The sequence below is a fragment of the Micromonospora sp. NPDC048170 genome, assembly GCF_040652795.1.
Lineage (GTDB): Bacteria > Actinomycetota > Actinomycetes > Mycobacteriales > Micromonosporaceae > Micromonospora.
The window spans coordinates 151,761-176,923 of the sequence record NZ_JBEZMR010000006.1; the positions used below are offsets into that span (position 1 = coordinate 151,761).

A 25,163-nucleotide genomic window follows, 5' to 3' on the forward strand; every position below is an offset into this window, starting at 1 on the left:
GTATCAGCACTGGATGGAGACTTGCGACCGATCGCCCTTTCCGAAGTTGTGGCTACTGAACTGCGGCGGGTCCACGCCCCCTGACCAGCACGAGCGAAGAGGGTGATGCCCGATGGGCAGCCTGTGGGCCGGCGTCGACGTCGGCAAGACCCACCACCACGTGTGCGTCGTCGATGACGACGGCACCGTGGTGATGTCCGAGAAGATCCCCAACGACCAGCAGGCCATCTCCGGCATAGCCGGACGGCTCGGCAAACGCCGCAAGCCGATCCGCTGGGCCGTCGACCTGCGCGGCGGACCCGCGGCACTGCTGCTGGCGGTCCTGTTCGACCGGGGCGCGGACGTGCGCTACGTCAGCGGCACGGTCACCTCGCGGATGGCGGAGGCGTTCCACGGCGAACGCAAGACCGACGCCCACGACGCCTACGTCATCGCCCAGACCCTGCGCATGCGCGGCGACCTACCGACCCTGACCGTGGCCGACGGGGTGCAGCAGCAGTTGAAGCTGCTTGTCTCCCGCCGCCTCGACCTGGTCGCCGACCGGGTCCGCATCACCGCCCGCATCCAGGACCTCCTGACCATGATCAGCCCTTCCCTCGAGAAGGCGCTGAACCTGCGCAGCAAGGGCGCGCTGCGGCTCCTCGCGCAGTGGCAGACCCCTGGCGGGCTGCGCCGCGCCGGTGAAGCCCGCATCCTGGCCTACCTACGCCAGCACGGCGCGCGGGCCGCCAAGGCACTCACCGCCAAAGTCCTCACCGCCGCGCGGACGCAGACCGTCGCCGTCGCCGGAGAGGCCACTGCGGCCGGGATCCTGGCGCAGATGGCCGCCGACCTGGAAGCGGTCAGCGACCGGATTACCGCCATCGAGGAAACCATCGCCGTGGTTGTCGCCGAGCACGAGTTGGGAGAGATCGTCACCAGCCTGCCCGGCATCGGCACCACCCTCGCCGCCGAGTTCCTCGCCCACGCCGGCACCCTGACCACCTACCCAAGCGCCGCCGCACTCGCCGCGCACGCCGGGCTCGCACCGATCTCCCGGGACTCCGGCCGCAGGCAGGGGCACCAGGTCCGACCTCACCGCTACCACCGGGGCCTGCGTCGGGTGTTCAGCATGTCCAGCTTCACCGCCCTGACCCACTGCCCACGATCACGCGCCTACTACGACAAGAAAAGAGCCGAAGGAAAGACCCACCGCCAAGCCACCGCCGCCCTGTCCAGACAACGCCTCAACGTCCTCTGGGCCTGCATCCGCGACAAGACCCCCTACCAGCCCAAACAACCAAGATCAGCAGAGGTGGCGCTGTGTGAACTCGCGTAGAGACTCCGACGAACCTGCAGGTCGCCATCGACGCCAGCACGAGACTCGTGATCGCCGTCGGTGATCCGCAGCCGGGAAACCGCAACGACACCATCGTCTACCGCACCTCCGGCATCGCCGAAAAGCTGAACGGGCGGCCGGTGATGGCCGACGGCGGCTACCGTGGCAACCCGGAGGTGATCATGCCGTACCGCAAGCCCACCGACGGCAGCGACCTGCCCGCCTGGAAGCAAGCACTCAACGTCGAGCACCGCACCGTCCGAGCAGGGGTCGAACACGCCCTGGCCAGGATGAAGTGCTTCAAGATCCTGCGTGACTACCGCCGCGCCGCCCACACATTGGCCGACGCCGCTTCCGGCATCGCCAACCTCCACAACATCATCCTCGCCGGCTGATCACCGGCCGGTGCCAGGCAACGCCTTCACCCAGTTACGAGACGTCCCTTAGACTAGGCCCTCGCGCCCTCGTAGCTCAGGGGATAGAGCATCGGTTTCCTAAGACCGTCATCTATGCATGTCGGTAGGCCGACTGCCTGCGATTCAGCCGTTCATTACCTCTGTTTGTTGGTCGCATTGGATAGCTGCTGCGCTCCGTTGCTGGCGGTTACAGTAGCAAACCGGCCGCCTCTGTTGCTTTTTGTGTCAACTTTCTCGATTCTAAATCCTCGTCACGGCATTTTGCGACTTGACGTAGCGAGGATGCTGTCCGGGGAAGCACGTGCGATCCTCGCCCAACCCGCTCCTTTACGCCGCACGCCGAGTTACGCCTGGGCACCGGAGTCGGAAGTGGGCGCAAACGCGTTGCCAGGCTGATGCGCCAGGCCGGGCTGCAGGGCTTCTGCCGGCGCTGCCGTCAGGGCTGCAAGGTGCGCGAGTTGGACGCGTGAGTGGATGCCGAGCTTCCGGTAGACGCGGGTGAGGTTTGCTTCGACTGTTTTGACACTGATGGTGAGGGCGGTGGCGATGTCGCGGTTGGTCGCTCCGCTGGCGGCGAGCTCGACGCAGCGCTGTTCGGCGGAGGTGAGGCAGGGGAGCGTACTGCTGTGCGCGGGGACGGGCTCCAGTTGGTGGAGGGTGCGGGTGGCGGCTTCGATCCAGGGGTGTGCCTGGTGCGTGCTGAAGAGGTCGGCGGCGCTCTGCGCCGCGGTGCGGGCGCTGGCGCGTCGGCGTCCGCGTCGTTCGGTGTGGCTGAGGGCCAGGAGGGTTCGACCGTGTTCGATGGGCAGGTGGCGGAGGTGGTCGGCTGCTGCGGTGAGGAGGTCGGCGGCCGCATCGTAGTTGCCCAGGGTGGCTTCCAGGAGTGCCTGGGAGCGGTCGAGCACGGGGAGGACGCAGCTTCTATCTAGATCAGTCGCGGTGCGACGGGTATCGGTCAGCAGTTTGCGGGCTTGGTCGAGGTAGCCGAGGGAGATGAGGGCTTGGGCGAGGTCGGCGTGCCAGCGCAGGACGGACGGGTCGCGGACCTGCTGGCGCTTCTCAAGCGTACGGACCTCTTCCAGCGCCTCCAGGGCTTCTTTCGGACGCCCGGTGACCAGGAGAAGATGTCCGAGGACGAAGAGGTTTCGGGAGAGGAAGACTTTGTTGTCCTCCCGGCGGGAGGTGTCCGCCCCGCGGCGTGCGTGAGCGAGGGCGGAGTCGGTGCACGAGGCGGTGCCCTCGACCAGGGCGGAGGTGTAGCACGTTGGTGCGGGGTCCAAGGCGGCTCTGTCGGTAAGCGACAGGGCGCGGCCGGCGTAGTCGAGGGCCAGTCCGCACCGTCCGGCGCGGATCTCGACTTCGGCGAGGCTGCGCAGGACATCCACGGTGGCTTCGGCGTCTCCGGTCCGCTCGGCTTCGACGAGCAGAGGCAGCAGTGCGCTGCGGGCTTCGTCCAGACGGTCGTCGAAGATGGCGTGCCGGGCGGAGAGCTGTTCGGGCCTGGCGTTGACGGGGATGTGAGTGCTGCGTGGCAGGGACAGGGCGTGGCCGAGCGTGGTCTCGGCTTGGGGGCGGCCGAGGATGCGTTGGATGCGGGCCTGCATCGTGAGGGCCATGGCGGTGGTGGCGGTGTCGCCAGCGCTCCGGGCGAGGCTGGCGGCCCGGGCAGCCTGGGCGCACGCCCGGTCGGGATCGCCGTTGACGTTGGCCCAGATCGCCTGGCGGATGAGGATCTGCGCGGTCAGGTCCGGATGTCCGGCCGCTTCGTGAAGTGCGTCGGCGAACAGCTTGTCGCCGTTGTGCAGGTGCTGTCCGCCTGAGTCGATCAGGGAGATGAGGGCGTTGACGCGGTTGGCGGGGCTGCTGTCGTGGTGCAGGACGAGGCGGACGGCGGCCTGGCCGCGGGGCAGGTCGCCGTTGTGGGCGGCGTCGCGTACGGCGGTCAGCGCCCGTTCGGTGAGCAGGTCGGCGTCGGTCTCCGGGGTACGTTCGGCGGCGAGGAGGGAGAGTTCGGCCGCTAGTGCGGGTTCTCCGCGCAGCCGGGCGCGGGCGGCGGCGCGGGCGGCGCGGTCGGCCGACTGCGGGTCGTTGGTGTCGGCCGCCAGCGTGGTGTGACGGTCGCGGCGGATGCTGTCGCGGCTGGCTTCGGCCAGGCGGGTGTGCAGGAGCCTGCGTGTGGCGACCGGCGGTCGGGCCGCGAGTTCGGCACCGATCGCGGAGGCGGCGAACCGGATCTTCCCGTCGGCCGGCCCGATGTTGATCAGTCCGGCTGCCTCGGCCTCTGCGAGAAGGTTGTCGGCGGGCGGGCCGGCGAGGCGGCTCAGCAGTTCGCGGTCGGGCCGGTCGTCGAGTGCGGCGACCGTCAACAGTTCCTGAACTTCGGCCGACACAGTGCCCAGCCATTCGTTCACCAGTCGGCGGGCGGCCGGCGGCAGGACCAGGTCGTCTACGAGACCCTGAGCGGCCGGCAGGTCGGTGGCGCGGCTGCGGGCCCCGGCGAATGCGAGGGCTAGGGCCGGGTTCCCTCCGCTGCGGATGTGGGTCTGCGTGACCTCGTAGGGGGTTAGCCGGTACGGCGACAGCAGGGTTGCGACCTGATCGGGTGTCAGCGCCGGGATGCGTACCGCACAGGGGTCCTCGCCGCACCAGTGGCCTTCGCTCCCCGGGCGCCAGATTCGCTCTGCGGCTATGACGGGAAGGTCGGGAGCCAGGCGCAGTGCCCAACGCAAGACGGCCGCGCTGGCCGTATCCAGCCACTGGGCGTTGTCCACCACCAGTGTCAGAGGCGGGGTGTCCAGCAGCAGGGTGGCGGTCAACCGGCGCAGCCGTAGAGCGGTCCCGGCGGGATCGGCAGAGCCCGGCACTCCGACGGCCTTGTCGATTCCGGTCGCGAGTTCCCGCGCGGCCGGCAGCGGTTGGAGGGCCAGTGCGAGTTCGAGCAGTCCGGTGTAGGGGACCTGGGCGTCCTGTGGGCTCGGAGCCAGCCTTAGGACAGGCATGCCCAGCTGCTGCCCGAGTACACCGGCCGCAGCGGTCTTGCCGATCCCGGGCGGACCGAACAGCACCACCCGACGGGCGCCGCGCACGACGCCCGGTACCACCGGCAGCATGGTGCCGGTGGCCCCCTGATGCGCATTCACTGCCGTCGCAGAATCTGGCACCGGATCATAGTGCGCCCGACGGTCCTTCGCGCACCAGAGCAAGGGGTTGCCCTGATTTCGGCCAGCCTCCGCCGTTCCTAGTGTCATCGCCAAAGCCGAGCTGTCACCGGTTGCCGGAGATCCCATCAACACGGGCCCTGCTGCCACACCCCTCAACCCATCTCGGCGGGAGGATTGCGATGTATCGAAGAACTGCCATGGCGGCCGCTGTCGCGGTTGCGCTTACCCTGGGCACCGTGACCGGGGTGGCCACCCAGTCGACCGCAGCCACCCCGCCCCCTACACCCACGGTTGCACAGAGCCCGCTGTCGCTGGCGATCTCTGCAGCCGACCGCGCTGCCGACGGCGGTCACGACGCGCTGGCGAAAGGCCCCTTCGAGCAGTACGACCGTCGCATGGTGATCCCGTGGGTGGACGGCCTGTTCTCCATTGCCTACGAGCGCACCTACCGGGGCCTGCCGGTGGTCGGCGGCGACGCCGCCGTACTCGCCGACGGCCGGGGCGCCATCCGGGCGATCTCGGCCGCCACCAAGACGAAGATCAACGTCTCCGTCGTGCCGACGGTCGCCGCCGACCGCGCCGAGCAGACCGCCAAGGGCCTGCTCACCAAGGTCGACCAGGTCGAGTCACGCACCCTCGTGGTGCACGTCAAGGACAGCACCGCGCGACTCGCGTGGGAGGTCGTCGTCGCCGGGCGCACCGCCTCGGCCCCCAGCCACCTGCATGTCTTCGTGGACGCGCGCAACGGCCAGGTGCTGGCCAAGCAGGAGGACGCCGCGGCCGGTTCCGGCACCGGCAAGTGGAACGGGCCCAGCCCGTTGTCGATCACCACGTCGCAGTCGGGCAGCACGTACTACCTGCGCGACACCACGCGCACCGGCCTGAACTGCCAGGACTACAGCACCAGCACCGTCTTCTCCGGCGCGGACGACAGCTGGGGCAACGGGGTGGGCACCAGCAAGGAGACCGGCTGCGTCGACGCGGTGTACTCGGCGCAGAAGGAATGGGACATGCTGTCGGCCTGGCTGGGCCGCAACGGGCACAACGGCAACGGTGGCAGCTGGCCGATCAAGGTCGGCCTGAACGAGCAGAACGCCTACTGGGACGGCTCGACGATCACGATCGGCAAGAACTCGGCAGGCAACTGGATCTCATCGATGGATGTGGTGGGTCACGAGTTCGGCCATGGCATGGACCAGAACACCCCCGGCGGCACCAGCTCCGAAGCCGGCCTCGGCGAAGCCACCGGCGACATCTTCGGCGCCCTGACCGAGGCATACGCCAACCAGTCCAGCGCCTACGACGAACCCGACTACCTGGTCGGTGAGGAGATCGACATCGTCGGCGACGGCCCGATCCGCAACATGTACAACCCCTCGCTGGTCGGCGGCCACCCGAACTGCTACTCCTCGTCGATCCCGAACACGGAGGTACACGCGGCCGCAGGTCCGCTCAACCACTGGTTCTACCTGCTCGCCGAGGGCAGCGCGCCGGGCGGCGGCAAGCCGAACAGCCCCATCTGCTCGGGCGGCCCGTCGTCGGTCACCGGCGTGGGCATCCAGTCCGCCGGAAAGATCTTCTACGGCGGCATGCTGCTGAAGACCTCCGGCATGACCCACAAGAAGTACCGCACCGCGACCCTGACCGCCGCGAAGAACCTGGACTCCTCGTGCGTCCTGTTCAATCGGACCAAGGACGCGTGGAACGCGGTCGCGGTCCCGGCCCAGACCGGTGACCCGACCTGCACCGGTTCCAGCACCGACTTCTCCGTCTCGGTCAGCCCCACCTCGGGCAGCGTCAACGCGGGCTCCTCGGTCACCGCGACGGTCAACACCGCGACCGTCTCCGGCAGCGCCCAGACCGTGTCGCTGACCTCCTCGGGTGCCCCGTCGGGGGTCACCGTGTCGTTCAGCCCGACGTCGGTGACGTCGGGCAACAGCTCCACGATGACGGTGGCGACCACGTCCAGTGCGGCTGCGGGCACGTACACCATCACCGTGACCGGCGCCGGTTCGATCACCCACACCGCGCAGTACACGCTCACGGTCAACGGCGGCACCCCCGGTGGCACCGCGCCGGACATCGACGTCGCCAACGTGCAGGCGCACCTGACACAGCTCAGCACCATCGCCACCAACAACGGCGGCACCCGCCGCTCGACCGGCCAGGGCTACCTGCAGTCGGTGGCGTACGTCAAGGGCAAGCTGCAGGCCGCCGGCTTCACCGTCACCGAGCAGCCCTGCACCTCCGGCTGCACCAGCGGTGCAGGCCCGAACCTGATCGCCGAGTGGCCGGGCGGTAACGCGAGCAACGTCTACATGTTCGGCGCCCACCTGGACGGCGTCTCGGTCGGTCCGGGCATCAACGACAACGGCTCCGGCTCGGCGGCGCTGCTCGAGGTCGCCCTCGCGCTGGCCGCGCAGAACCCGACCATGCTGAACAAGGTCCGCTTCGGCTGGTGGACCGACGAGGAACAGGGCCTCAACGGCTCCAAGTTCTACGTCAACTCGCTGACCAGTACCCAGCGAACGGCGATCAAGGCCTACTACAACTTCGACATGATCGCGTCGAAGAACGGCGGCTACTTCATCAACAACATCACCTCGACCGCGTCGCAGCCGATGAAGGCGTACTGGGACTCCCTCAGCCTGCAGCCGGAGGAGAACGTCGAGGGCCAGGGCCGTTCCGACGACTACTCGTTCCAGAACGCGGGCATCCCGACCTCCGGTTACGCGATGGGCGCCAGCGCCACCAAGACGTCGGCCCAGGCGTCGAAGTGGGGCGGCACGGCCGGTCAGTCCTACGACTCCTGCTACCACTCCTCGTGCGACACTCTCAGCAACATCGACGCCACCGCGCTGAACCGGGCTGCCGACGGCATCGCCTACACGCTGTGGAACCGGGCGGTCGGCACCTCGACGCCGACCAACGACTTCTCGATCTCGGCCAGCCCCGCGTCGGGCACCGTGAACGCGGGGTCCAGCACCACGACCACCGTCGGCACCGCCACCACCTCGGGCAGCGCCCAGACGGTTACCCTGACCGCCAGCGGCGCCCCCACGGGCGTAACGGTCTCGTTCAGCCCGTCGTCGGTCACCTCCGGCAGCTCGTCGACCGCCACCATCGCGGTCGGCTCGTCGGTGGCCGGCGGCACCTACACCATCACCATCACCGGCGCGGGTTCGGTGTCGCACAGCACCACGTACACGCTGACCGTGACCGGCGGGCCGGGCGGCTGCACCGCCGCCCAGCTGATCCTCAACGGCGGGTTCGAAAGCGGCACCTCGCCGTGGACCGGCTCCACCGGCGCGATCGGCACCTCTATCGGGCAGGTGCCGCGCAGCGGCACCCGGTACGCGTGGCTCGGCGGATACGGCTACACCGCGACCGAGGCCATCAGCCAGACCGTCACCATCCCGTCGGGCTGCACCAGTGCGGTACTGACCTACTGGCTGCACATCGACACGAACGAGTACGGGGCGCTCGCCTACGACGTGTTCACGATCAAGGCCAACGGCACCACCGTGGCGGCGCTGTCCAACATGAACGCTGCCACGGGCTACACGCAGCGCACCGTCAACCTCGGCGCGTACGCCGGCCAGACGGTCACGCTGACCTTCGCCGGCAGAGAGGACGCCTACCTACAGACCAGCTTCGTGCTGGACGACGTGACCCTGCAGGTCGGCTGAGTTCAACGGCAGGGTGGGGCGCTCGCCCCACCCTGCCGCCGGTCCTGCGCCCCTGTTCCGCTGCCGGACCGGACCTTAGCCTGAATCCGTGGATTGGATTCTGGGTGCGTTGTCGGGTTGATCTAGCCGATTGGGGGTGTGATGGATCCGCTGGCCCTGGTCTCCGTAGAACGCCAAGTAACCCGGCTCCGCCTTGACCTGGCGAGAGGCGAAGTCCATCGCCTCCGGGCGCAGATCTGCCCAACCTCGCGGGAAGCGGCCGTACCGGTCGTAGAACCTCCGCAACAGCGCGAACCCGGCCGTATCTCGCCATGCTTGGACGCAACCAGGTCCAGCTCAGCAGGGACAAGGGTCCAGTGCTCGACCAGCTCGCCGATGCTCAGAGGAGATCGACTCACAGCGGTCAACCACCGTGGCAGCGATCAGGGACCGCGCAGACCCCCAAAAAGATCAACTATTTGGCCCCTGGTCGCAAGATCGGCGTGGTTGGTCGTGAAGGGCCCGTCGGCGTGTGACCAGGTCCAGCGAAGCCGTCGGTGGGTCAGCCACGCACTAGCCTGGCCGGCGAGGTCGCGGTGCCGGCGCTGGGTCCTGTTGGTGTCGCCGCCGTCGGTGGTGAAGGCGAGCAGGGCGTAGCCGCCGGGGATGCCGGCGTGGGGCTCGCCGGGGTGCCGGCTGCCGTCGACGGGGAGGTGCACGCTGGCCAGGGCCGGTGCGCCCTGTCCGGGCAGGGTTTGCAGCATGTGGACGCGGCCGTGGTCGACCAGGTGCCATCGGCCGTCCAGGGGCAGCCTGAGCACGGTGCGGGCGTGGGCGAACAGTTCGTAGGCGTCGACGGGGTCCTGCACGACGAGGGTGGTGGTCGCGGTCATCGTGGTCACCGGGCCCAGATCGCCAGGGCTGCGGTGGTGGCGGCGCCGGCGTACCCGGCGAGCAGCAGCGGCACGGCGCGGGAGATGGCGGTGTACTTGGCCCGTACGGCGCGGGAGAGCCACCACAACTCGCGGGCGCGTGCGAGGGGGGCGGTCTGGGCTCCCGGGTCGGTGTCGCCACCGACAACGCGGACCAGGACGTCCTGGGCGGTGTCGGTGTCGGCGTAGGCGACGAACCCGAAGTCCCCACCCCGAAATCCCGGTACGCGAAACCCGCGTCCGGCACCGGTGGGGCTACTGAACCGCCGAAAGCCCTTGCGGCAGGGCTGGCGCCGCGCGCCCTTTATGGGCATCACCGCACGCTCTTCCGCGCTCGTCGAAGAGGGCCGATGCCCACCGAACTCGCACATCGTGTCCGGGGTGTCTGTCGGTGACGGCGGCAGGCTGAGGTTGCCGTGCCCGTTGGGCCGGGAGTGGGGATGGCTGAAGTGTGTTCCGCCGTGATCGTGGCTGACGTTCGAGGTGCCAACCCCGCTCCCCCGGTTTTCGACACAGGCGCCCTCTCTGCCAGGCCAGCACGCCATTCGCACCAGCTCCACGCCCAGGTCGCGTGCGATCCGCTAACGTCGAATCGCCGTGCGTCGGGGCGCCGCAACAGTCGGCTCGACGCAGGTCGATGCGAACGGAAAGGCGAGCCCATGATTGATCGCCAGGATCTTCAACAGGCCAGGGACGATCTCGGCCGTAAGCTCGCCGCCCTGCGTAGGTCGAGGGGACTCATTCAGGAAGCCCTCGCACGCCAGGTGCACACGACGCGCAGCACCCTGGGAATGGTCGAGCGGGGCCGGCAGGTCGTGGACCGGATCTTCTGGCTGCAGTGCGACACCCTGCTGGACGCCCAGGGCGAGCTACTCGCCGCCTACGACGCCTACCGACACCTCCAGTCCCGGTTCCAGGCACAGCAGGCCGAGGCGGCACAGCGGGCGCGGTGGGGAGCGGTACCCGAGGCGGTGATGGCAGCCGGCGAGGCCACAGGCGAAAGGTACGGCGAAGTCGGCGACAATCGACGCCCGCCGGACCGGTTCCACGGCGAGCGCCCGGAGGCGGGCCGCACCACACGAACCGGGCAGGTCTCAGTCGTCAACGCGGTAGCAGGCCGTGGCGAGGAAGCCGACCACGATGCCAGGTCGCGACTGCTGGCCGAGCTGCGCCGGCACCTGCTCGCACCTGCCGCACCGAAACAGCCGGTCGAGCCTCTCACGCTTTCGGAGGTCCGTCAGCGGGTGGCCCATCTCCATAGCCTTTACCAGCGTGGCAACTATGCCGAGGCGGTCCGGGCGTTGCCCGACACGTTCGAGCAGGCGAACCTGTTGACCCGGACCTGCACCGGCACGCAGCGCGCCCTGGCCGTCGGGTCGCTGGCGGCGGCGAATCTCGCCGCCGCCAAACTCACCGTGAAACTCGGCGATCCCAGCCTTGCCTGGGTGGCGGCGGACCGTGCCGCTCGTGTCGCCGCCGAGCAGGCCGAGGATGTTGCGCTCGTCGCTGCGGCGGCGTTCTCGGTGGGTACTGCGCTGCTGGCGATGCCGGACCGCGTCGGCGATGCCGAGGAGGTGGTGCTGGCCGCTCTCGATGGTGTGACGGACACGAGGGACTCCGCGTCGACGGGTCCGCGTGTCCTGTCGGCCCACGGGGCGTTGACTCTGCTCGCGGCGCTGATCGCCGCCCGGCAGGCCCAGCCCGCCGCTGTCGAGCGGCACCTCGACGACGCGAACGCCCTGGCCCGGCGGCTCGGCGCCGATCGTAACGACCTGTGGACCGGGTTCGGTCCGACGAACGTGATGATCCACCGCATCAGCATCGCCGCCCGAACGGACCAGCCTCAGCTGGCGATCCACCTTGGAGAACAGCTCGACACCTCGTCGCTGCCGGCGGCCCTGGTGAGCCGCCGCGCCCGGGTCCACCTCGACCTCGCCGCCGCCTACGCCTGCTCGCCCGGCAACGATCCCGCAGCCGTGCTGCACCTGCTCGAAGCCGAACGCATCGCGCCGCAGACGGTGCACGTGCACGGCCGGACGCGCCATCTGATCGGCGACCTGCTCACCCGTGAGCGGCGCGCCGTCACCCCCGGCCTGCGGGCACTCGCCGAACGCGCCGGAATCGCCGCGTGACGTCCGGATCCGCGAATGCCCGTCTGCTCTACCTGGTGGTCTGTGCCGCGCCACCGGCCCGCCGCATCGTCGAGCTGGTCGAGGCGGTGCGGCGCGACGGCTGGGATGTGTACGTCATCGCGACCGAAACCGCGCACACCTGGCTTCCCAACGATCGGCTGGCCGCCGTTACGGGCAGGCCCGTCAGCTACCGGCAGCGGCATCCTGACGAACCGAGCGTCCTGCCACGCGCCGATGCCGTCGCGGTCGTTCCGGCGACGTTCAACACCATCAACAAGTGGGCCACCGGCATCAACGACAGTCTGGCCCTCGGCATCCTCAACGAAGCTCTCGGCGCAGGCATGCCGATCATCGTCTCCCCGTACGTCAAACCCACCCTCGCCCGCCACCCCGCGTTCGACGCCCACCTGCGGCTCCTCGCCGACCACGGCGTACGCCTCACCGCCACCGAGGCGCTGCGACCAGCTCACGACGATCAGCCCTTCCGCTGGAACGTGATCCTCGACGAACTCCACAGGCTGTCCGCCCGCCTGTCGTAGTCGGCCCCCGAGAGGCGCTGGGGCCGGTCTGACCGTGTCGAAATCCCGTGTCGAGGGTGTTCGACACGGTCAGACCGGCGTTGAGTGGTGGACATGACCGCTCGGCGCCCGCCGCTCAGGGGTCCCCGGCACCGCCCAACCCGAGGGGAGTTGATCCGTGTGACCCTGTACCGCAGTTTCTCGCCGCTGCCGAGGAATCCGGGACCGCTGGTGGCCGGGACGGCTCGGACCTCACGTTGACTGCGGCTTGATCGAACCCGGGCCGCCTTGCGTCGCCTTGCCGGTTGGGCACCCGGTGAGTTCGGCCTGCGTCCTGCCCAGCAGGGGAACAGTCCTCGGGCGTCTGAGGCCGTGTTCGTCCTTGGCGGATAACGGAAAGTGCGGGCCGTCCGCAACGGCGGCGGTCCTGACGAACAGGAGAGTGACGCGCACATGAGCGTCGACACGATGAGCAGCGACGACCTCCGTGACGCGATGGTCGACCAGCTGGTCGCTGACCATGCGGCCAAGGGGCTGACGATGCGGCCCGAGGTCGAGGCGGCACTGCGGGTGGTTCCCCGCGAGCTGTACACGCCGGGTGTCCCGATGGAGGAGGCGTACCGCAGCGACACCGCGGTCGTCACCAAGCGGCTCGGTGATGAGACCGTCAGTTCGGTGTCCGCGCCGTGGCTGATCGCGGAGATGCTCGGGCAGGCGGCTGACGCCCTCACCGGTGGCCTGCACGGCCGGCACGTGCTGGAGATCGGATCGGGCGGCTACAACGCGTCGCTGCTGCGCGAGCTGGTCGGGCCGTCGGGTTCGGTCACGACCGTGGACATCGACCCGGAGGTGACCGAGCGGGCGGTGGCGTGTCTGGCGGTGGCAGGTTACGGCGATGTCAGCGTGGTGTGCGCGGACGCGGAGCAGCCGATCGACCTGGGGCGCTGCTACGACCTGATCATCGTGACGGCCGGGGCGTGGGACATCCCCGCGGCGTGGATCGCGCAGCTCGCCGAGGACGGCGTGCTGGTGGTGCCGCTACGGACGTTCGGGATGACCCGGTCGTGGGCGCTGCGCCGGGTCGGTGACCGGCTGGTCAGCCACAGCCAGCGCCTCTGCGGGTTCGTGGCGATGCGGGGCACCGGAGCCCACGAGATGCGGTATGTCGACATCGCCGCCGGTGTCCACCTGCGGCTGGATGAGGGCCAGCAGGTCGACCCGGAATCGGTCGGTGGGCTGCTGTCGCAGCCGCAGGAGCAGGCATGGGCAGGGGTGGGCCTGCCGCCTCGTAGCGTCCTGGCCGACCTGGACCTGTGGCTGGCGGCCCGCCTCGCCGATGAGGTCGACCAGTTCGTGGTGCTCTCGGCGCAGCAGGAGGCCGTCGACGCCGGCATCGTCGCCCCTGCCTGGCGGTTCGGTACGCCCGCCGCCCTGCACGAGGGGACGTTCTCCTACCGGTCGACGCTGCGCTGGACCGACGACACGTTCGACCTCGGCGCCTGCGCTCACGGGCCCGACGCCGCCGCGGCGGCGGGACGGATGGCCGGGCACATGCGCGCGTGGGTGGACGCTGGCGAGCCCTCTCCGGTGCTGCACGTCCTACCCGCAGGTACTCCCGACGGCGCCCTGCCGGCCGGGACGGTGCTGGACAAGCGACACAGTCGCCTCGTCCTCACCTTCACCTCCGCATAGGAAGGAACACGCGAGTGGAGACCATGGAACTCGAGGAGTTCGACCTGGACATCACCCTGGTGGACGCCGGCCCCGCTGCCAGCGGGTACGCCACCAGCACCGACGACGGCTGCGGCTCGGGCAACACGGGCTCGAACGCCTGTTCCGGCGGCAGCAAGTAACCGTCCCTGACGATCCACCCCGGGCCCGGCGTCTCCAGCGCCGGGCCCCCGTCTTCGAGGGTGCGTTCATGTTCCCCACGGCCGGTGCGGCGCTGATCAGAGTTGCCGCCTACCCCAGCGGTCTGACCCTGCCCGCGTGGCCCGACCTGACGACGGATCAGCCCGAGCAGTGGCGGCAGTGGCTGGCCGCAGTGTGGGCGCTGCCGGGATTCGCCACCGCCGTCGCCGCTGCCACACCCCAGTTGGCCGAACAGATCACCCGGACCGTGGCCAGTGCGCCGACCACCGACCGCCGGTTCGGGCGCATGGTCGACTCGACGGTCCGGTACCTGCTGAGGTGGACCACCCGGGCGACACCGTTCGGCACCTTCGCCGGGGTGGCTCCGGTCGAGTTCGGCGCCCGCGCATCGGTTCGGTGGGGCGAGGCGCATCAGGTGGTGACCCGCCCTGACGGGACGTTCGTCGCCGAGCACACCGGGCGCGCCGAGCAGGACCTGGCGGCGCTGCGCGACGTCGCGGTGGTGACGAACTCGGTGGGGTACCAGCGCGGCGAGGTGTGGGTGCTGCCCTGCCTGCGCGGCGACGGCGACCGCAGGTGGGACATAGAGATCCGTCTGACCAGGCCGGTGCGGGCGGCGATCCGCGCGGCGCGTTCCCCGGTCATGTTCGGTGACCTCGCCGCCCGGGTCGCCGGGCCGCTGCCCGCCGCTACCGGGGCGGCCGAACGGATGTTGGCGTCGCTCGTCCAGGCGGGTGTCCTGCTGTCGGCGCTGCGGCCGGCGACGACTGTCACCGACCCGGCCTCCCACCTGGCCCGTCACGTCCCGATGCCCGATCCCGGCGACCGGGTCGCGGTCGACCTGCGTGTCGACGCCTCGGTGACGCTGCCACCGGCGGTGCTCCACGAGGCGGCCCGTGCCGCGTCGACGCTGGTGGCGGTGGCAGCGCCCCTGCCGGGATGGGCGGAATACCACGGCGCGTTCATTCAGCGGTGGGGCCCGGGCGCGGCCGTGCCGTTACGCGACGTCCTGAACGTTCTGGGCTTTCCCGCCGGATACCGGGGTTCCACCCGGCGTGTACCTGCGGTGTTCACCGCCCGCGACCGGCTCCTCGCGCAGCTCGCCCAGCAGTCGGCGCTGAACGACTGTACGGAGGTGATCCTCGACGACGAGCTGACAGGCCGCCTACGAGGAGATGACGACCGGCCGCCGATCCCACACACCGAACTACGGTTCACCCTCGCCGCCGCGACCCCACAGGACCTGGACCGAGGCGCGTTCACGTTGACGGTGGTCAGCGGAGCCCGCCACGCCGGGGTCGCCGCCGGCCGGTTCCTGCACCTGCTTTCTCCCGCCGAGCTGGCGTCGTTCCAGCACGTCTACCGGAACCTGCCGACCGCCCTGCCCGGCGCGGACACGGTGCAACTGTCCGGCCCGCCGCTGGATGCCCGCTTGGCCGCGGTCGCCCGGACACCTGCGGTGCTGCCCGTCCTGCCCGTCGGCGACTTCCACCCGGACCCGCCGTGGACGCTCGCGGACCTCGCGGTGACCGGCGACGGCCAGCGGCTGTGGCTGGTGTCGCGGACCTCCGGGCGACCGGTCGAGCCGCTGCTGCTCAACAGCGTGCTGCTACCCGACCTCCAGCAGCCCCTGATGCGGTTCCTGACCGAGATCTGGACGGCGTGGACGGCTCCGTGCAGCCGATTCGACTGGGGGCACGCGCGTAGCCTGCCGTTCCTGCCACGCCTGCGACGCGGACGCAGCATCGTGCACCCCGCCCGCTGGACCATCGACCGGACCGCGCTCCCCGCCCGCACCCTGGCATGGTCCCACTGGCGCGACGCCTGGCAGCGATACCGTGAACAGCACCGGCTCCCGGACGAGGTCCTGGTCGGCGCCGACGACGTGCAGGTACGTCTGGACCTGAACGACAACACCCACCTGGCAGTGCTGCGCCGGCACGTCGACCGGCACGCCCGCACCACCCTCACCGAGGCTCCCGGCCCGGCCGGCTGGATCGGCGGCCGACCCGCCGAACTCCTCCTCACCCTCGCGCACACCCGTCCGGCCACCCACCCGAGCCGACCAGCGCGGGCCGTGACCGCACAACAGCATCGGCCCGGCCAGTCACCGTGGTTGGAGGCCCGCCTGTACGGCCGGGCCGACGACATCCTCACCGACCTCGCCCACCGGACCGGCAACCTCCCGGCGGCGGGCTGGTGGTTCCTCCGGTACCCGGACCCCGAGCCCCACCTGCGGCTACGCATCCCACTCCAGGACACCACCTTCGCTGCCACCGCCGCATGCCTCGCCGAATGGGCGCAACAACTGGAGCACAAACGCGTCCTGCACGACTACAGCCTGCGCACCTACCGGCCCGAGACCCGCCACGGCACCGGCCCCACCCTCACCGCCGCCGAAGCGGTCTTCGCCGCTGACTCCCGCGCCACCCTGCAGCGGCTGACCGGCGACCGCCAGGCCAGCACCGCCGCCACGATGATCGCCATCGCGGACGCCTTCACCGGCGACGGGCCGCGTTGGCTCGCCGAACACGTCCCCCACCACCGCGGCCCCCGACTCGAACCCGTCCAGCTCGACCTCGCCCGCACCCCCTACCGCGACGACGACCTGGACAAGGCACTGGCCACCTACCGGACACTGGCCCACGCCGACAACCTCGACCTCGACCAGGTACTGACCGACATTCTGCACCTGCACCACGCCCGCATGATCGGCGTCGACCCCGCCTCCGAACGGCACTGCCTCCGCCTGGCCCGCGCCGTCGCCCGCACCCGCCAGGCGACGCCGTGACCGCAGCACAGTCCCTCGCCGAAGGGGCGGCCGGCGTCGCCCTTCTACACCTGGAAACCGGCAACCGGCCCGCCGCCCACGCGGCACTGCGGGCCGCCACCGCCAACGGCGTCAGCATCGCCGCAGGCGCCAGCCTCTTCTACGGCGCACCCGCACTCGCCTTCGTCCTCGCCACCCCCAACCAACCCGGCCTCACCCGAGCACGATCGATCGCCGCCACCGGGACCGCCACGGTCACCCGCCGACGGCTGCACGCCGCCCACCGCCGCATCGACTCCCACCAGCGGCCCCACTACGCCGAGTACGACCTCATCCGCGGCCTGACCGGCCTCGGCGTCGCCCTGCACCGCCTCGGCGACCACGACCTGCTCCGCCAGGTACTCACCTACCTGGTCCGGCTCACCGAACCGGTCAACGACCTCCCCGGCTGGTGGTGCGCGAACGGACCCGACCGACACCAGCCACCACCACCAGGAGGCCACGCCAACCACGGGATCGCCCACGGCATCACCGGCCCACTCGCGCTACTCGCCCTCACCCACCGCGCCGGCATCACCGTCGACGGACACACCGAGGCGATCCTGCGGATATGCCGATGGCTGGACACCTGGCAGCAGCACACCGCCGACACCATCTGGTGGCCGCAGACCCTCACCCTCGACGACCTGCACCACGGCGCACCCGCACAACAACACCCACTACGCCCCTCCTGGTGCTACGGCACCCCCGGAATCGCCCGCGCCCAACAACTGGCCGCCCTCGCCCTGCACGACACCGCCCGGCAGCTCCTCGCCGAGACGGCGTTCACCACCTGCGTGAACGACCCCGCACAGATCCGCCGTCTCACCGACCGCAGCCTCTGCCACGGCACCGCCGGCCTCCTCGCCACCGGCCGGCGCATCGCCGCCGACGCACTCACCCCGACACCCCTCGCCCCACTGACCCGCCTCCACCTGCACGCCACCCCCGCCGCGGACGAACCCACCGGACTACTTGACGGCACAGCCGGTCACGCCCTGGCCGCAGCCTCCACAACCTCAACCTCGTGGGACGCCTGCCTCCTACTCAGCTGACGAAAGGCCCGCCATGAAGGAGACCCCCTGGCAACAGGTGAACATCACCTACCCTGGCCAGAGCCGCCACGAACGCGAACAACACGCGATACCCCACCTCCACCGCGTCCTACCCGCCGCCGAGACCGCCGGCCTCATCACCTCCTGGTGGTTCATCCGCAAAGGACCGTGGCGCATCCGCTACCTGCCCACCACGCCCGACACCGACCCCGGCCCGGTACACGACCTGCTCACCGGAACGCGCGCCTGGACCAGCGACATCTACGAACCCGAGATCCACGCCTTCGGCGGCCCCGACGCGATGGACACCGCACACACCCTGTTCCACCACGACAGCCGCCACCTCCTCACCTACCTTCACCATCAGCCGGCAGACCGACGGGAACGCTCCCTCATCCTGTGCACGGCACTCATGCGCGCCACCGGACTCGACCTCAACGAACAAGGCGACGTATGGGCGCGAGTCGCCCGACACCGCCTGGAACACCGCACCTGGCCCCCCGCCGCCGACCCCGCCACCTGGGAAGCCTTCACCGGCAAGGTCCGTCACCTGCAACTCGGCACCACCCGCACCACCAGCGACTGGCAGACCGCCTTCGAGAACGCCGGCACAGCCCTCCGCCACCTACGCGACACAGGAAAACTCACCCGTGGGCTACGCGCCGTGATCGCAGAGCACGTGATCTTCCACTGGAACCGGATCGGGATACCCGCCACAACCCAGGCCGTCCTCGCCCAAGCAGCCGCGGAAGCCATCTTCGGCCGTGCCCCCGTGCCGCCAGGCGAGCAGTGGCCACGCCCGGTCGAACCCGTACCACCATCTGCGGTACCGCCAACAGAGGTCGATGCGCCCAGTCGCGCGGCGCTTGCAAGTTCAAGACACAGCAGACTCCTCACAGAGGGGGCTAGTGCCCAATGGTCGTGAAGCGCTGGCGGGGCCGGACACATCGTCCGGCCCCAAGTAAAGTGCTGGTGCGTGATGGTTGAACCGCTTCGGTCGATCCTGGCCTTGGCGTCCGAAGTGTGCAGTCGGGCCAGTTATCGCCGACCTTTCGTCACGATTGCCCTAACTGCTAGAAGGATCAACGGGACCAGTATCGGTGTAGGCGCGGAAATGGCGTCGGGAATTTCATTCACCGAAGCGGCAACCCATGTAACCGCTGCGGCGATTGCGGCTACCAGTAGCCCGGATAGGGTTAGGGCGTGTCGAGCCGTTCGCTTCGAAGGCAGAAACTTTATCTCAATGGCGAATCGCCACCAGGTTGCGAAGAAATTCCCTTCCGTTGATCTTTCTGTTCGGTGATGCGCCCAGACGCGTGCCTTGTCCGACGGTTCGGACTCGATGGGGTCAGTGTGATCGGCCAGGTTGAGCTCTTGGTCAATCTGCTGGGACGGGCAACGCCCCTGGTTCACTGCATAACCCCAATCGTGCAAGCGAACAAGCTTCACTTCCTTCCTGCGTGTTGGATCGGGTGCGGTCGCTGTGCATAAAGACTGACCGACATGGGTCGTAGGACGAGACTCCTAGGCCCATTGTCATGGTCTCAACGTGCATCGCAAGACCCGTCGCACATGGTGTGCGATGTTCCAGCTTGGAGGGACGGTTGACTAGCAGCCCTGAACCCGTGAGTCTGTTGACGGGCGCCCATTGGTAACGCGAAGTGTCTTAAATTTTCCTGGGAACTGTCAGCAGCGATAAAGAGTACCGGGCATGGGAGAAGGGGATATATATGCCAGCGAAGGGGTCTGTTGAAGCGGGCAATGGCGGCGTTCCGAAACGGCGTGAGTCCGATGGCGGCATCACCCCTCCGGCAGTTGCGTCTGGAGGTGCGAGTGGGAGCAGCGGGCCGCTAACCCGTGTAACCGTCAATTTTACTCAAAGGTCAATGTTGGCGCTCGATAGTGCCGTCCGGAAGTCGGGAGATACCAGAACGGACACCATCAACCGCGCAATTCAAGTATATGATCTAGTGCAAGATGTCCTAAAGCGCGGCGATGGCCGAAGCCTGCTGATCAAGTATCCGAATGGCGAATGCGAGCGCCTGCTAATGATGTGACTAGCCGCTCGGCTCTTAACGTATTCGGGCAGATGTTGGACTTGAATGGCACCAATTCTTCCCAAGGGTAGAGCAGGAGCAGTCACCGCCGGGTATAGAAAGTAGGCAGGGCTGACCATCTCGCGGCGGCGGCCATTGGCGACACGGCTGCTGGGGAAAGTCCATTCCGTCTGTCCGTTGTAGTCGTGGCCGCGCGCAGCGCTGCATTATCCTGCCTTGGAGGCCCTCTTGCCGGCGAGACCCCTTGCGGCATCGTTGTAAACCCCTGTGCTCGTAATCGACGGAGCGTCGCTCGTCGACTTTGCCGGCTTCGTCTACGAGTTCTCGCAGCTGCTCTGTCACGCAACCCGAGCGGAAGCCTCGATGCCTTCAGCGACATCCTCTTCGAGCAGGACCCTGGGAGGCTGGCCGTTCTGCTGACCGCAGTCGGTGTGCCAGGCATGCCGCTGCCAGAGGCCTTGTCGGATACGCACTCGAGTTCGAACCGATCGTCCCTCGCGATCTTGTGGAGACTCGGATCAGTGCGGGCGTCTGGCAACCATGAAGGCCAGCGATGTCACCGTCGTCCCGACCTAGTCGCCTAGCGTCTGTCGACCTGCACGAAGGTTGTTGCGGCGGCGACGCCTTTGGCGACTGCGTGGGGTAGCGGCACGTTGTGAGCGAGTCGTGCGGCGAGGGTGCCGAGGAAGGCGTCACCGGCCCCGCTGGTGTTGATGGCCTTGACGTGTGATGCGGGGACGAGTGCGGTGTGGTCGGCATCGCTGTAGGCGGCGCCGCGAGCGCCAGCGGTCACCACCACCGCTCGTGGGCCCAGCTTGCGGAGTTCCTGCGCTGCGATCGACGGATTGGCATGGTGGCGGCCCAGTATCGCTGCCGCTTCGGCCTCGTTCGAAACGAACAGGTCGAGTGGGGCCAGGGCGGTCAGACCGAGCGAGGGATGTGGCACGAGGTTGCCGATGAGCGTCTCTGCGTGGTGATGCCGGAAGACGGCGTCAACGGCATCGGGCTGGAGATCGAGCTGGGTTACCACGATCGGAGCTCGTAGCTGCTGAAGTGCGTTGCGCACATGCTCGCTGGCGAGCTCAGTCTCTGTGGAGTGTGCGAGGACGATGTAGTTCTCGCCGTCGGGGGTGATCTCGATGATCGCGGTACCGGTCGGAGCCGATGGCACGACTTGAAGGAAGGACATGTCGATGGCCGCGTTGGTGAGGGCTCGGCTCAGGGAGGCGCCCCATTCGTCGTCGCCGACGTTGGTGATCAGGCTGGCGCGGACGCCCGCTTGTCGTGCGGCCAAAGCCTGGTTGAGGCTCTTGCCGCCCGGTGTGGTCGTCGCGGGTGACGAGGCGAACGTCGTCCGGCCAGCGACGGGCCGTTGGGGGATCCGCACGGTGATGTCGATGTTGGCGCGGCCGACGAAGGCGACATGCGGCGTACGGACCTGATCGGGTAGTTGGTGACTCATCCGCTGGTGGCCAGCTGGTCGAGGAGCTGTCGCACTTCCGGCTGGCTGGAGAAGGGTTCGAGTCGCCGGGCCAGGGTGGTGACGTTTCGGCGGACCCGAACCGAGCCCGTCGTGGTAGCCGTGGTCAACGCTTCAGCCGCGACGGTGGCGGCCTGGCCTGGTTCCGAAGCCGCCAGGTAGGCGTGCGCCGTGCGGGAGAGGTACACGCCCCGTTCGCGTCGGTAGCGGTCGGGCCACGTGTTGACGGCGTTGGTGAAGCTGTCGATGGCCCGACGCGGTTGGTTGAGGCGGAGCCATCCCTCGCCCTCCTGCGCCGCAAGGTACGGCCGGGTGCAGAACGAACCGAGGGCACTGCTTCCCCCGCTCGGCGGCCTGGCGGTCGCCACGAGTGTGTGGGCACGCTCGACCGCGGCCTGGAAAGCGGAGGCGTCCTGCGCGATGGCGCTGCCGTGCGCCTGCTGGATGGCGGCGAAGGCGTGCAGGAGCGGGGGCGTGTCGGGCAGGCGGGAAGCGGCACGGGCCAGCCCGACGACACAGTCCTCGTCCCCGGTTCCCACCATCCGCTGTGCCTTACGGGTCAGGACGTACGCCCAGAACTCCTGATCGTCGGCTTCCTGCGCCATGCTTCCCGCGCGGTCCAGCCAGCGGTCGCCCGCGGCCCGGTCGCCGAGATCGTCGCTGAGCCAACCCGCGAACTCGCTCCACCGTGCCTCGGTGCTGAGAAGCCGGTTACGAAGCTGTCCACGTGTCTGCCGACGCAGGGCGGCGATCAGCGCGATCTGCTGTTCGACGGTCGACAGGATGGTGAGGCCACCCAGCAGGTCGTCCGCTTGTACGAGGAGCGCGCGAAGCTCCGCGAAGTGATCGACAACGGCAGGGTCGACGGACCGTGGGTGAGAAACGCCTGTGGTGGTGACAACCGGCACGGCGGTGAGGCCAGCGGCCAGTTCCAGCAGAGCCCTCCGGCTTACCCGCAATGACATCGCCTGCCCATCGGACATGACCGCAAGCGTAACCGCGTCACCATCGTGAAAGTCCGTCTCACCTGCCACCGCGGCACCGGCGACCCGCGCGAGTGGTGCCGTCAGGCCGTTCGGACCACCGGCCGTCAGATCCGTGGCGGCGAGGTCGCGCAACGACTCCCGTGCCGGATCCGTCACCGGGACACCGTGAGTGCCAGCCGGTAGTGAGCGGTCCTCGACTTCGCCCCACCGCATGCGTTGTGCCGCTTCGACTTTCTCCTGATCAAGCTGCTGCTTCAGGCGCCGATAGTCGTCGTAGTCGGCCAGCAACTCTCCACCAGCGGCTAGGGCCGCTTCACAGCGCTGCCAGAAGATCCGGTCCGGGCATTGCTGCCCGCGCTCGACGCCCGCGATCGTGGTCCGGGAAACCGGCACCCGCCTCGCCAATGCCAACTGGGTCAGCCCACGCACGTTGCGCCAGGCGGCAAGCCTTGCACCCAGTGCCCGCTTCGCATCGTCTACCCGCTGCGGATCGATCATGACGCCCGTCCCTTCACAACCCCGTACGGACACGACGGCTGCATTGACGCAAAGCGACGTTACCGTAACCGATCTCCGCCAGAACCGGCCAGCGCCTCAACAACCCCGGCGCCGACGTCCTTGTCCGCGCCGAGCAACGTCTATCGGCGGGCGACCCGAGACCCGACTCCGGACCTTCGATGATGTGCGCGGTGTGTGCTCGAGAGCGGATCAGCAGACAGGCGTAAGTCCTGTTCAGAGCATGCTTCGGTCGGTCCGACGTGTCCTTGCCGAGATCCGGCGCGAAGCTGCCGCGCCGCGTCAGTCTACGGTGCCGCAAGAGCTTGGGCCAGCAGCGTGGCGAGTTTGGCCGCGCGTGCCGGATGTTGGTGGCTGACCCAGGTAACTCGTCCGATGAGGTATTGGGCGAAGTCGGGGTGGCCGGCCCGGTTCTGCCTGGCGAGGCCGGTGTGGGCGGCGTTGTGGAGGATGGCGCGGAGCTGGTCGTATTCGTCGCGGGGTGTGGCGGGGTGTTGGTTGACGACGAGTCCGGCGAGGAGTTGCCGGTCGGCTCGGCCACGGACGCGGGTCTTGGCCGGGTGAATCCGGAAGCCCTCGTCGCGGGCGATGTCGGTGACAGCGGCGAGCAGGTCGTGAATGCGTCGGATGGTGAGGTCGCCGGAGAAGGCGAGGTCGTCGGCGTACCGGGTGTAGGTGATCTCGAAGGCGTCGGCGAGGCCGGTGAGGCGTCGGTCGAGTCGGTAGGCGCACAGGTTGGCCAGTGCGGGTGAGGTGGGCGCGCCTTGGGGCAGGTGGCCGGTCCGCAGCGCGGCGAGCCGCGTCGCTCGGCGCGGTAGGTCGGCTGGTGCGCGGCGGAGGACAGGGTGCGGGGTGCGGGTGGTGCACAGTCCGGTAAGGGTGTGGGCAACGGGTTCGGGGTAGCCGGCGGTGCGGAACAGTCCGTAGACGCGGGTGGCGGGGACGTGGGTGAAGAAGGCGAGCAGGTCGATCCGGACGACCACCGGCTGCGCGGCGTGGGCGGCGGCGAAGGTGTGCGCGGAGCGGCCGGGGACGAAGCCGTGCGCGGCGGGGTGGACCGGAATGGGGCCGAGGACCTCGGTGAGGAGCCGGCGTTGCAGGGCGCGGAGCCGGGACTTGGGTGCCTCGATCAGCCGGCCGCCCTCGGTCCAGCGGTAGTGGTAGTGGTGCAGCCGGTGGGCGGTGGCGCGTCGGTTCATAGCGCGTCGGTCGGCGTACCAGTCGAGGTGGGCGATGTTCAACTCGAGCATCGCGGCCAGGTCGCCGACGGTGTCGATGACCGGGGTGTGCCAGGGACGGCGGACGGTACGGGTCGGCGTCACGGGCCGCGTGTGGATGACGATCGGCCGGTGGTGCTGGCGGGCGGCGGCGACTGCCGCGCGGAGCGGGTCGAGGGTGCTCAGGAACGTGGCCAGTTCGCGTGGCCGGTCGGTGGGTGGGTGCGGGTAGGCGGCCAGCATCGCGTCGACGACCGGCCACAGCCATCGCCGCCGGACCCCGAGGACGAGCCCACTCTGGTCGACGAGATCGGCGCGGCGCCAGTCGTCGCCGGCGAGGAACGCGTCGGCGAGCGCGGTGGCGAGGGCGTGGATGGTGGTCACGGCCAAGCCGGGATGGATGGCGGCGTGTCCCGACGATGCCCGGTCGTGCGGGTGCACAGGCTCGCGGAGCGTGCCGACGCACCTGTGGTGTGGTGCCGAGGTGAGTGTGACGTCCCCGGGGTTGCCCCGGAGAGACCGTGACCGCGCCCCGCTTGGGGGAGCGGCCTGGTCAGCTCGGGACACGCTGCCATCCGTGCAGCGTAACTGTCTTTGCCGCCGGCGTTGCTTATGCCCCAAAGGCCCGCCGCCCCGAACTCTCCGTCCTCCCTGACCGGCAGTCTTCGGAACAGCGGTGGCGATGTCGTCAGAGATCAGCAGGTTGCGCAGCTCGGGAACATGCACCCGGCGGTTTTCAGCGTGCCGCCGACATCCTGCTGAAGCCCCTCGCCGAGCCCGCCTTATTGCAGGTGGAACCTCTCGTTCAAGGCGAGGGCCGCGAGCTGCTGCACGGAGAACGGCAGCGTGGTCAGGCCCGGCCGTTCGTCATCGAGGTTCGCGCCCTGTGCGACGAATACCACCACGCCGTCCGGGTGCCGGTAGGCCGCCCACTGGTCGAACCGGTCGTCGCGGCCGGGTCGGACTACCACGCCGACCTGCGCCGCTGCGACGGTCTCCACCTGGCACTCACCCTGCATGCCCCAG

The 25,163-nt window shown here is 69.2% G+C and carries 16 protein-coding genes and 2 pseudogenes; 11 read left to right on the forward strand and 7 right to left on the reverse strand.

All coding sequences use genetic code 11. The features are described from left to right. The first annotated feature begins 112 nt into the window (after positions 1-112). The 3 genes and pseudogenes from AB0D32_RS12450 (at position 113) to AB0D32_RS12460 (ending at position 2,204) form a co-directional block, all read left to right on the forward strand. Positions 113-1,318, forward strand: coding sequence for an IS110 family transposase (locus AB0D32_RS12450; RefSeq protein ID WP_357088440.1), 1,206 nt, complete (start codon positions 113-115; stop codon positions 1,316-1,318). Positions 1,319-1,326: 8 nt separating this feature from the next. Beyond that, positions 1,327-1,713: pseudogene (locus AB0D32_RS12455) on the forward strand (transposase family protein); the annotation flags it as partial. Between the two features lie 371 nt (positions 1,714-2,084). Next, positions 2,085-2,204: an IS3 family transposase gene (locus AB0D32_RS12460; RefSeq protein ID WP_223201434.1), complete on the forward strand. Its 120-nt coding sequence runs from the start codon at positions 2,085-2,087 to the stop codon at positions 2,202-2,204. On the opposite strand, the pseudogene AB0D32_RS12465 reads toward AB0D32_RS12460, so the two are convergent. Further along, positions 2,190-5,021: pseudogene (locus tag AB0D32_RS12465) on the reverse strand (LuxR family transcriptional regulator); the annotation flags it as partial. The gene AB0D32_RS12460 and the pseudogene AB0D32_RS12465 sit on opposite strands and share 15 nt — an antisense overlap. A 119-nt stretch (positions 5,022-5,140) precedes the next feature. On the opposite strand from AB0D32_RS12465, the gene AB0D32_RS12470 reads away from it, so the two are divergent. Further along, entirely contained in the window at positions 5,141-8,584 is a 3,444-nt protein-coding gene (locus AB0D32_RS12470; RefSeq protein WP_307826475.1) for a M28 family peptidase, read from the forward strand. Positions 8,585-9,006: 422 nt separating this feature from the next. Here AB0D32_RS12470 and AB0D32_RS12475 read toward each other — a convergent pair whose 3' ends face one another. Beyond that, entirely contained in the window at positions 9,007-9,456 is a 450-nt protein-coding gene (locus AB0D32_RS12475; protein WP_124778772.1) for a hypothetical protein, read from the reverse strand. A gap of 5 nt (positions 9,457-9,461) precedes the next feature. Further along, complete coding sequence (locus AB0D32_RS12480) at positions 9,462-9,809, reverse strand: hypothetical protein (protein ID WP_091113588.1); 348 nt, start codon at positions 9,807-9,809, stop codon at positions 9,462-9,464. Positions 9,810-9,956: 147 nt separating this feature from the next. Between AB0D32_RS12480 and AB0D32_RS12485 the strand changes: the two genes are divergently transcribed. The 7 genes from AB0D32_RS12485 (at position 9,957) to AB0D32_RS12515 (ending at position 18,806) form a co-directional block, all read left to right on the forward strand. Further along, positions 9,957-11,627 (forward strand): helix-turn-helix transcriptional regulator, encoded by a 1,671-nt coding sequence (locus tag AB0D32_RS12485; RefSeq protein ID WP_357088444.1) that lies wholly within the window; start codon positions 9,957-9,959, stop codon positions 11,625-11,627. Further along, positions 11,624-12,166, forward strand: a complete 543-nt coding sequence (locus tag AB0D32_RS12490) for a flavoprotein (RefSeq protein ID WP_046569670.1) — start codon at positions 11,624-11,626, stop codon at positions 12,164-12,166. Before AB0D32_RS12485 ends, AB0D32_RS12490 begins: the two co-directional genes overlap by 4 nt. 432 nt (positions 12,167-12,598) lie before the next feature. Further along, positions 12,599-13,837 carry a methyltransferase, FxLD system gene (gene fxlM, locus AB0D32_RS12495; RefSeq protein WP_043330488.1) on the forward strand — a complete coding sequence of 413 codons (1,239 nt, stop codon included), beginning with the start codon at positions 12,599-12,601 and terminating at the stop codon, positions 13,835-13,837. A 23-nt stretch (positions 13,838-13,860) separates the two neighbouring features. After that, positions 13,861-13,998 carry an FxLD family lanthipeptide gene (locus AB0D32_RS12500; protein WP_082159628.1) on the forward strand — a complete coding sequence of 46 codons (138 nt, stop codon included), beginning with the start codon at positions 13,861-13,863 and terminating at the stop codon, positions 13,996-13,998. 68 nt (positions 13,999-14,066) lie between these two features. Next, positions 14,067-16,808 (forward strand): lantibiotic dehydratase, encoded by a 2,742-nt coding sequence (locus tag AB0D32_RS12505; RefSeq protein ID WP_064448554.1) that lies wholly within the window; start codon positions 14,067-14,069, stop codon positions 16,806-16,808. Next, positions 16,805-17,881 (forward strand): lanthionine synthetase C family protein, encoded by a 1,077-nt coding sequence (locus tag AB0D32_RS12510; RefSeq protein WP_043325490.1) that lies wholly within the window; start codon positions 16,805-16,807, stop codon positions 17,879-17,881. Before AB0D32_RS12505 ends, AB0D32_RS12510 begins: the two co-directional genes overlap by 4 nt. A gap of 13 nt (positions 17,882-17,894) precedes the next feature. Further along, positions 17,895-18,806, forward strand: a complete 912-nt coding sequence (locus AB0D32_RS12515) for a thiopeptide-type bacteriocin biosynthesis protein (RefSeq protein WP_069089169.1) — start codon at positions 17,895-17,897, stop codon at positions 18,804-18,806. Positions 18,807-20,518: 1,712 nt separating this feature from the next. Here AB0D32_RS12515 and AB0D32_RS12520 read toward each other — a convergent pair. The 4 genes from AB0D32_RS12520 to AB0D32_RS12535 all read right to left on the reverse strand — a co-directional run bounded on the left by AB0D32_RS12520 (position 20,519) and on the right by AB0D32_RS12535 (position 25,138). Further along, positions 20,519-21,400, reverse strand: a complete 882-nt coding sequence (locus tag AB0D32_RS12520) for a PfkB family carbohydrate kinase (RefSeq protein WP_051611164.1) — start codon at positions 21,398-21,400, stop codon at positions 20,519-20,521. After that, positions 21,397-22,902 (reverse strand): helix-turn-helix transcriptional regulator, encoded by a 1,506-nt coding sequence (locus AB0D32_RS12525; RefSeq protein ID WP_046569661.1) that lies wholly within the window; start codon positions 22,900-22,902, stop codon positions 21,397-21,399. The genes AB0D32_RS12520 and AB0D32_RS12525 overlap by 4 nt, the downstream gene beginning before the upstream one ends. A 305-nt stretch (positions 22,903-23,207) precedes the next feature. Then, a complete protein-coding gene (locus tag AB0D32_RS12530; protein ID WP_357088449.1) occupies positions 23,208-24,521 on the reverse strand; it encodes a reverse transcriptase family protein in 1,314 nt (437 codons plus the stop codon). A gap of 398 nt (positions 24,522-24,919) precedes the next feature. After that, positions 24,920-25,138, reverse strand: coding sequence for a hypothetical protein (locus AB0D32_RS12535; RefSeq protein WP_357088451.1), 219 nt, complete (start codon positions 25,136-25,138; stop codon positions 24,920-24,922). Positions 25,139-25,163: the final 25 nt, after the last annotated feature.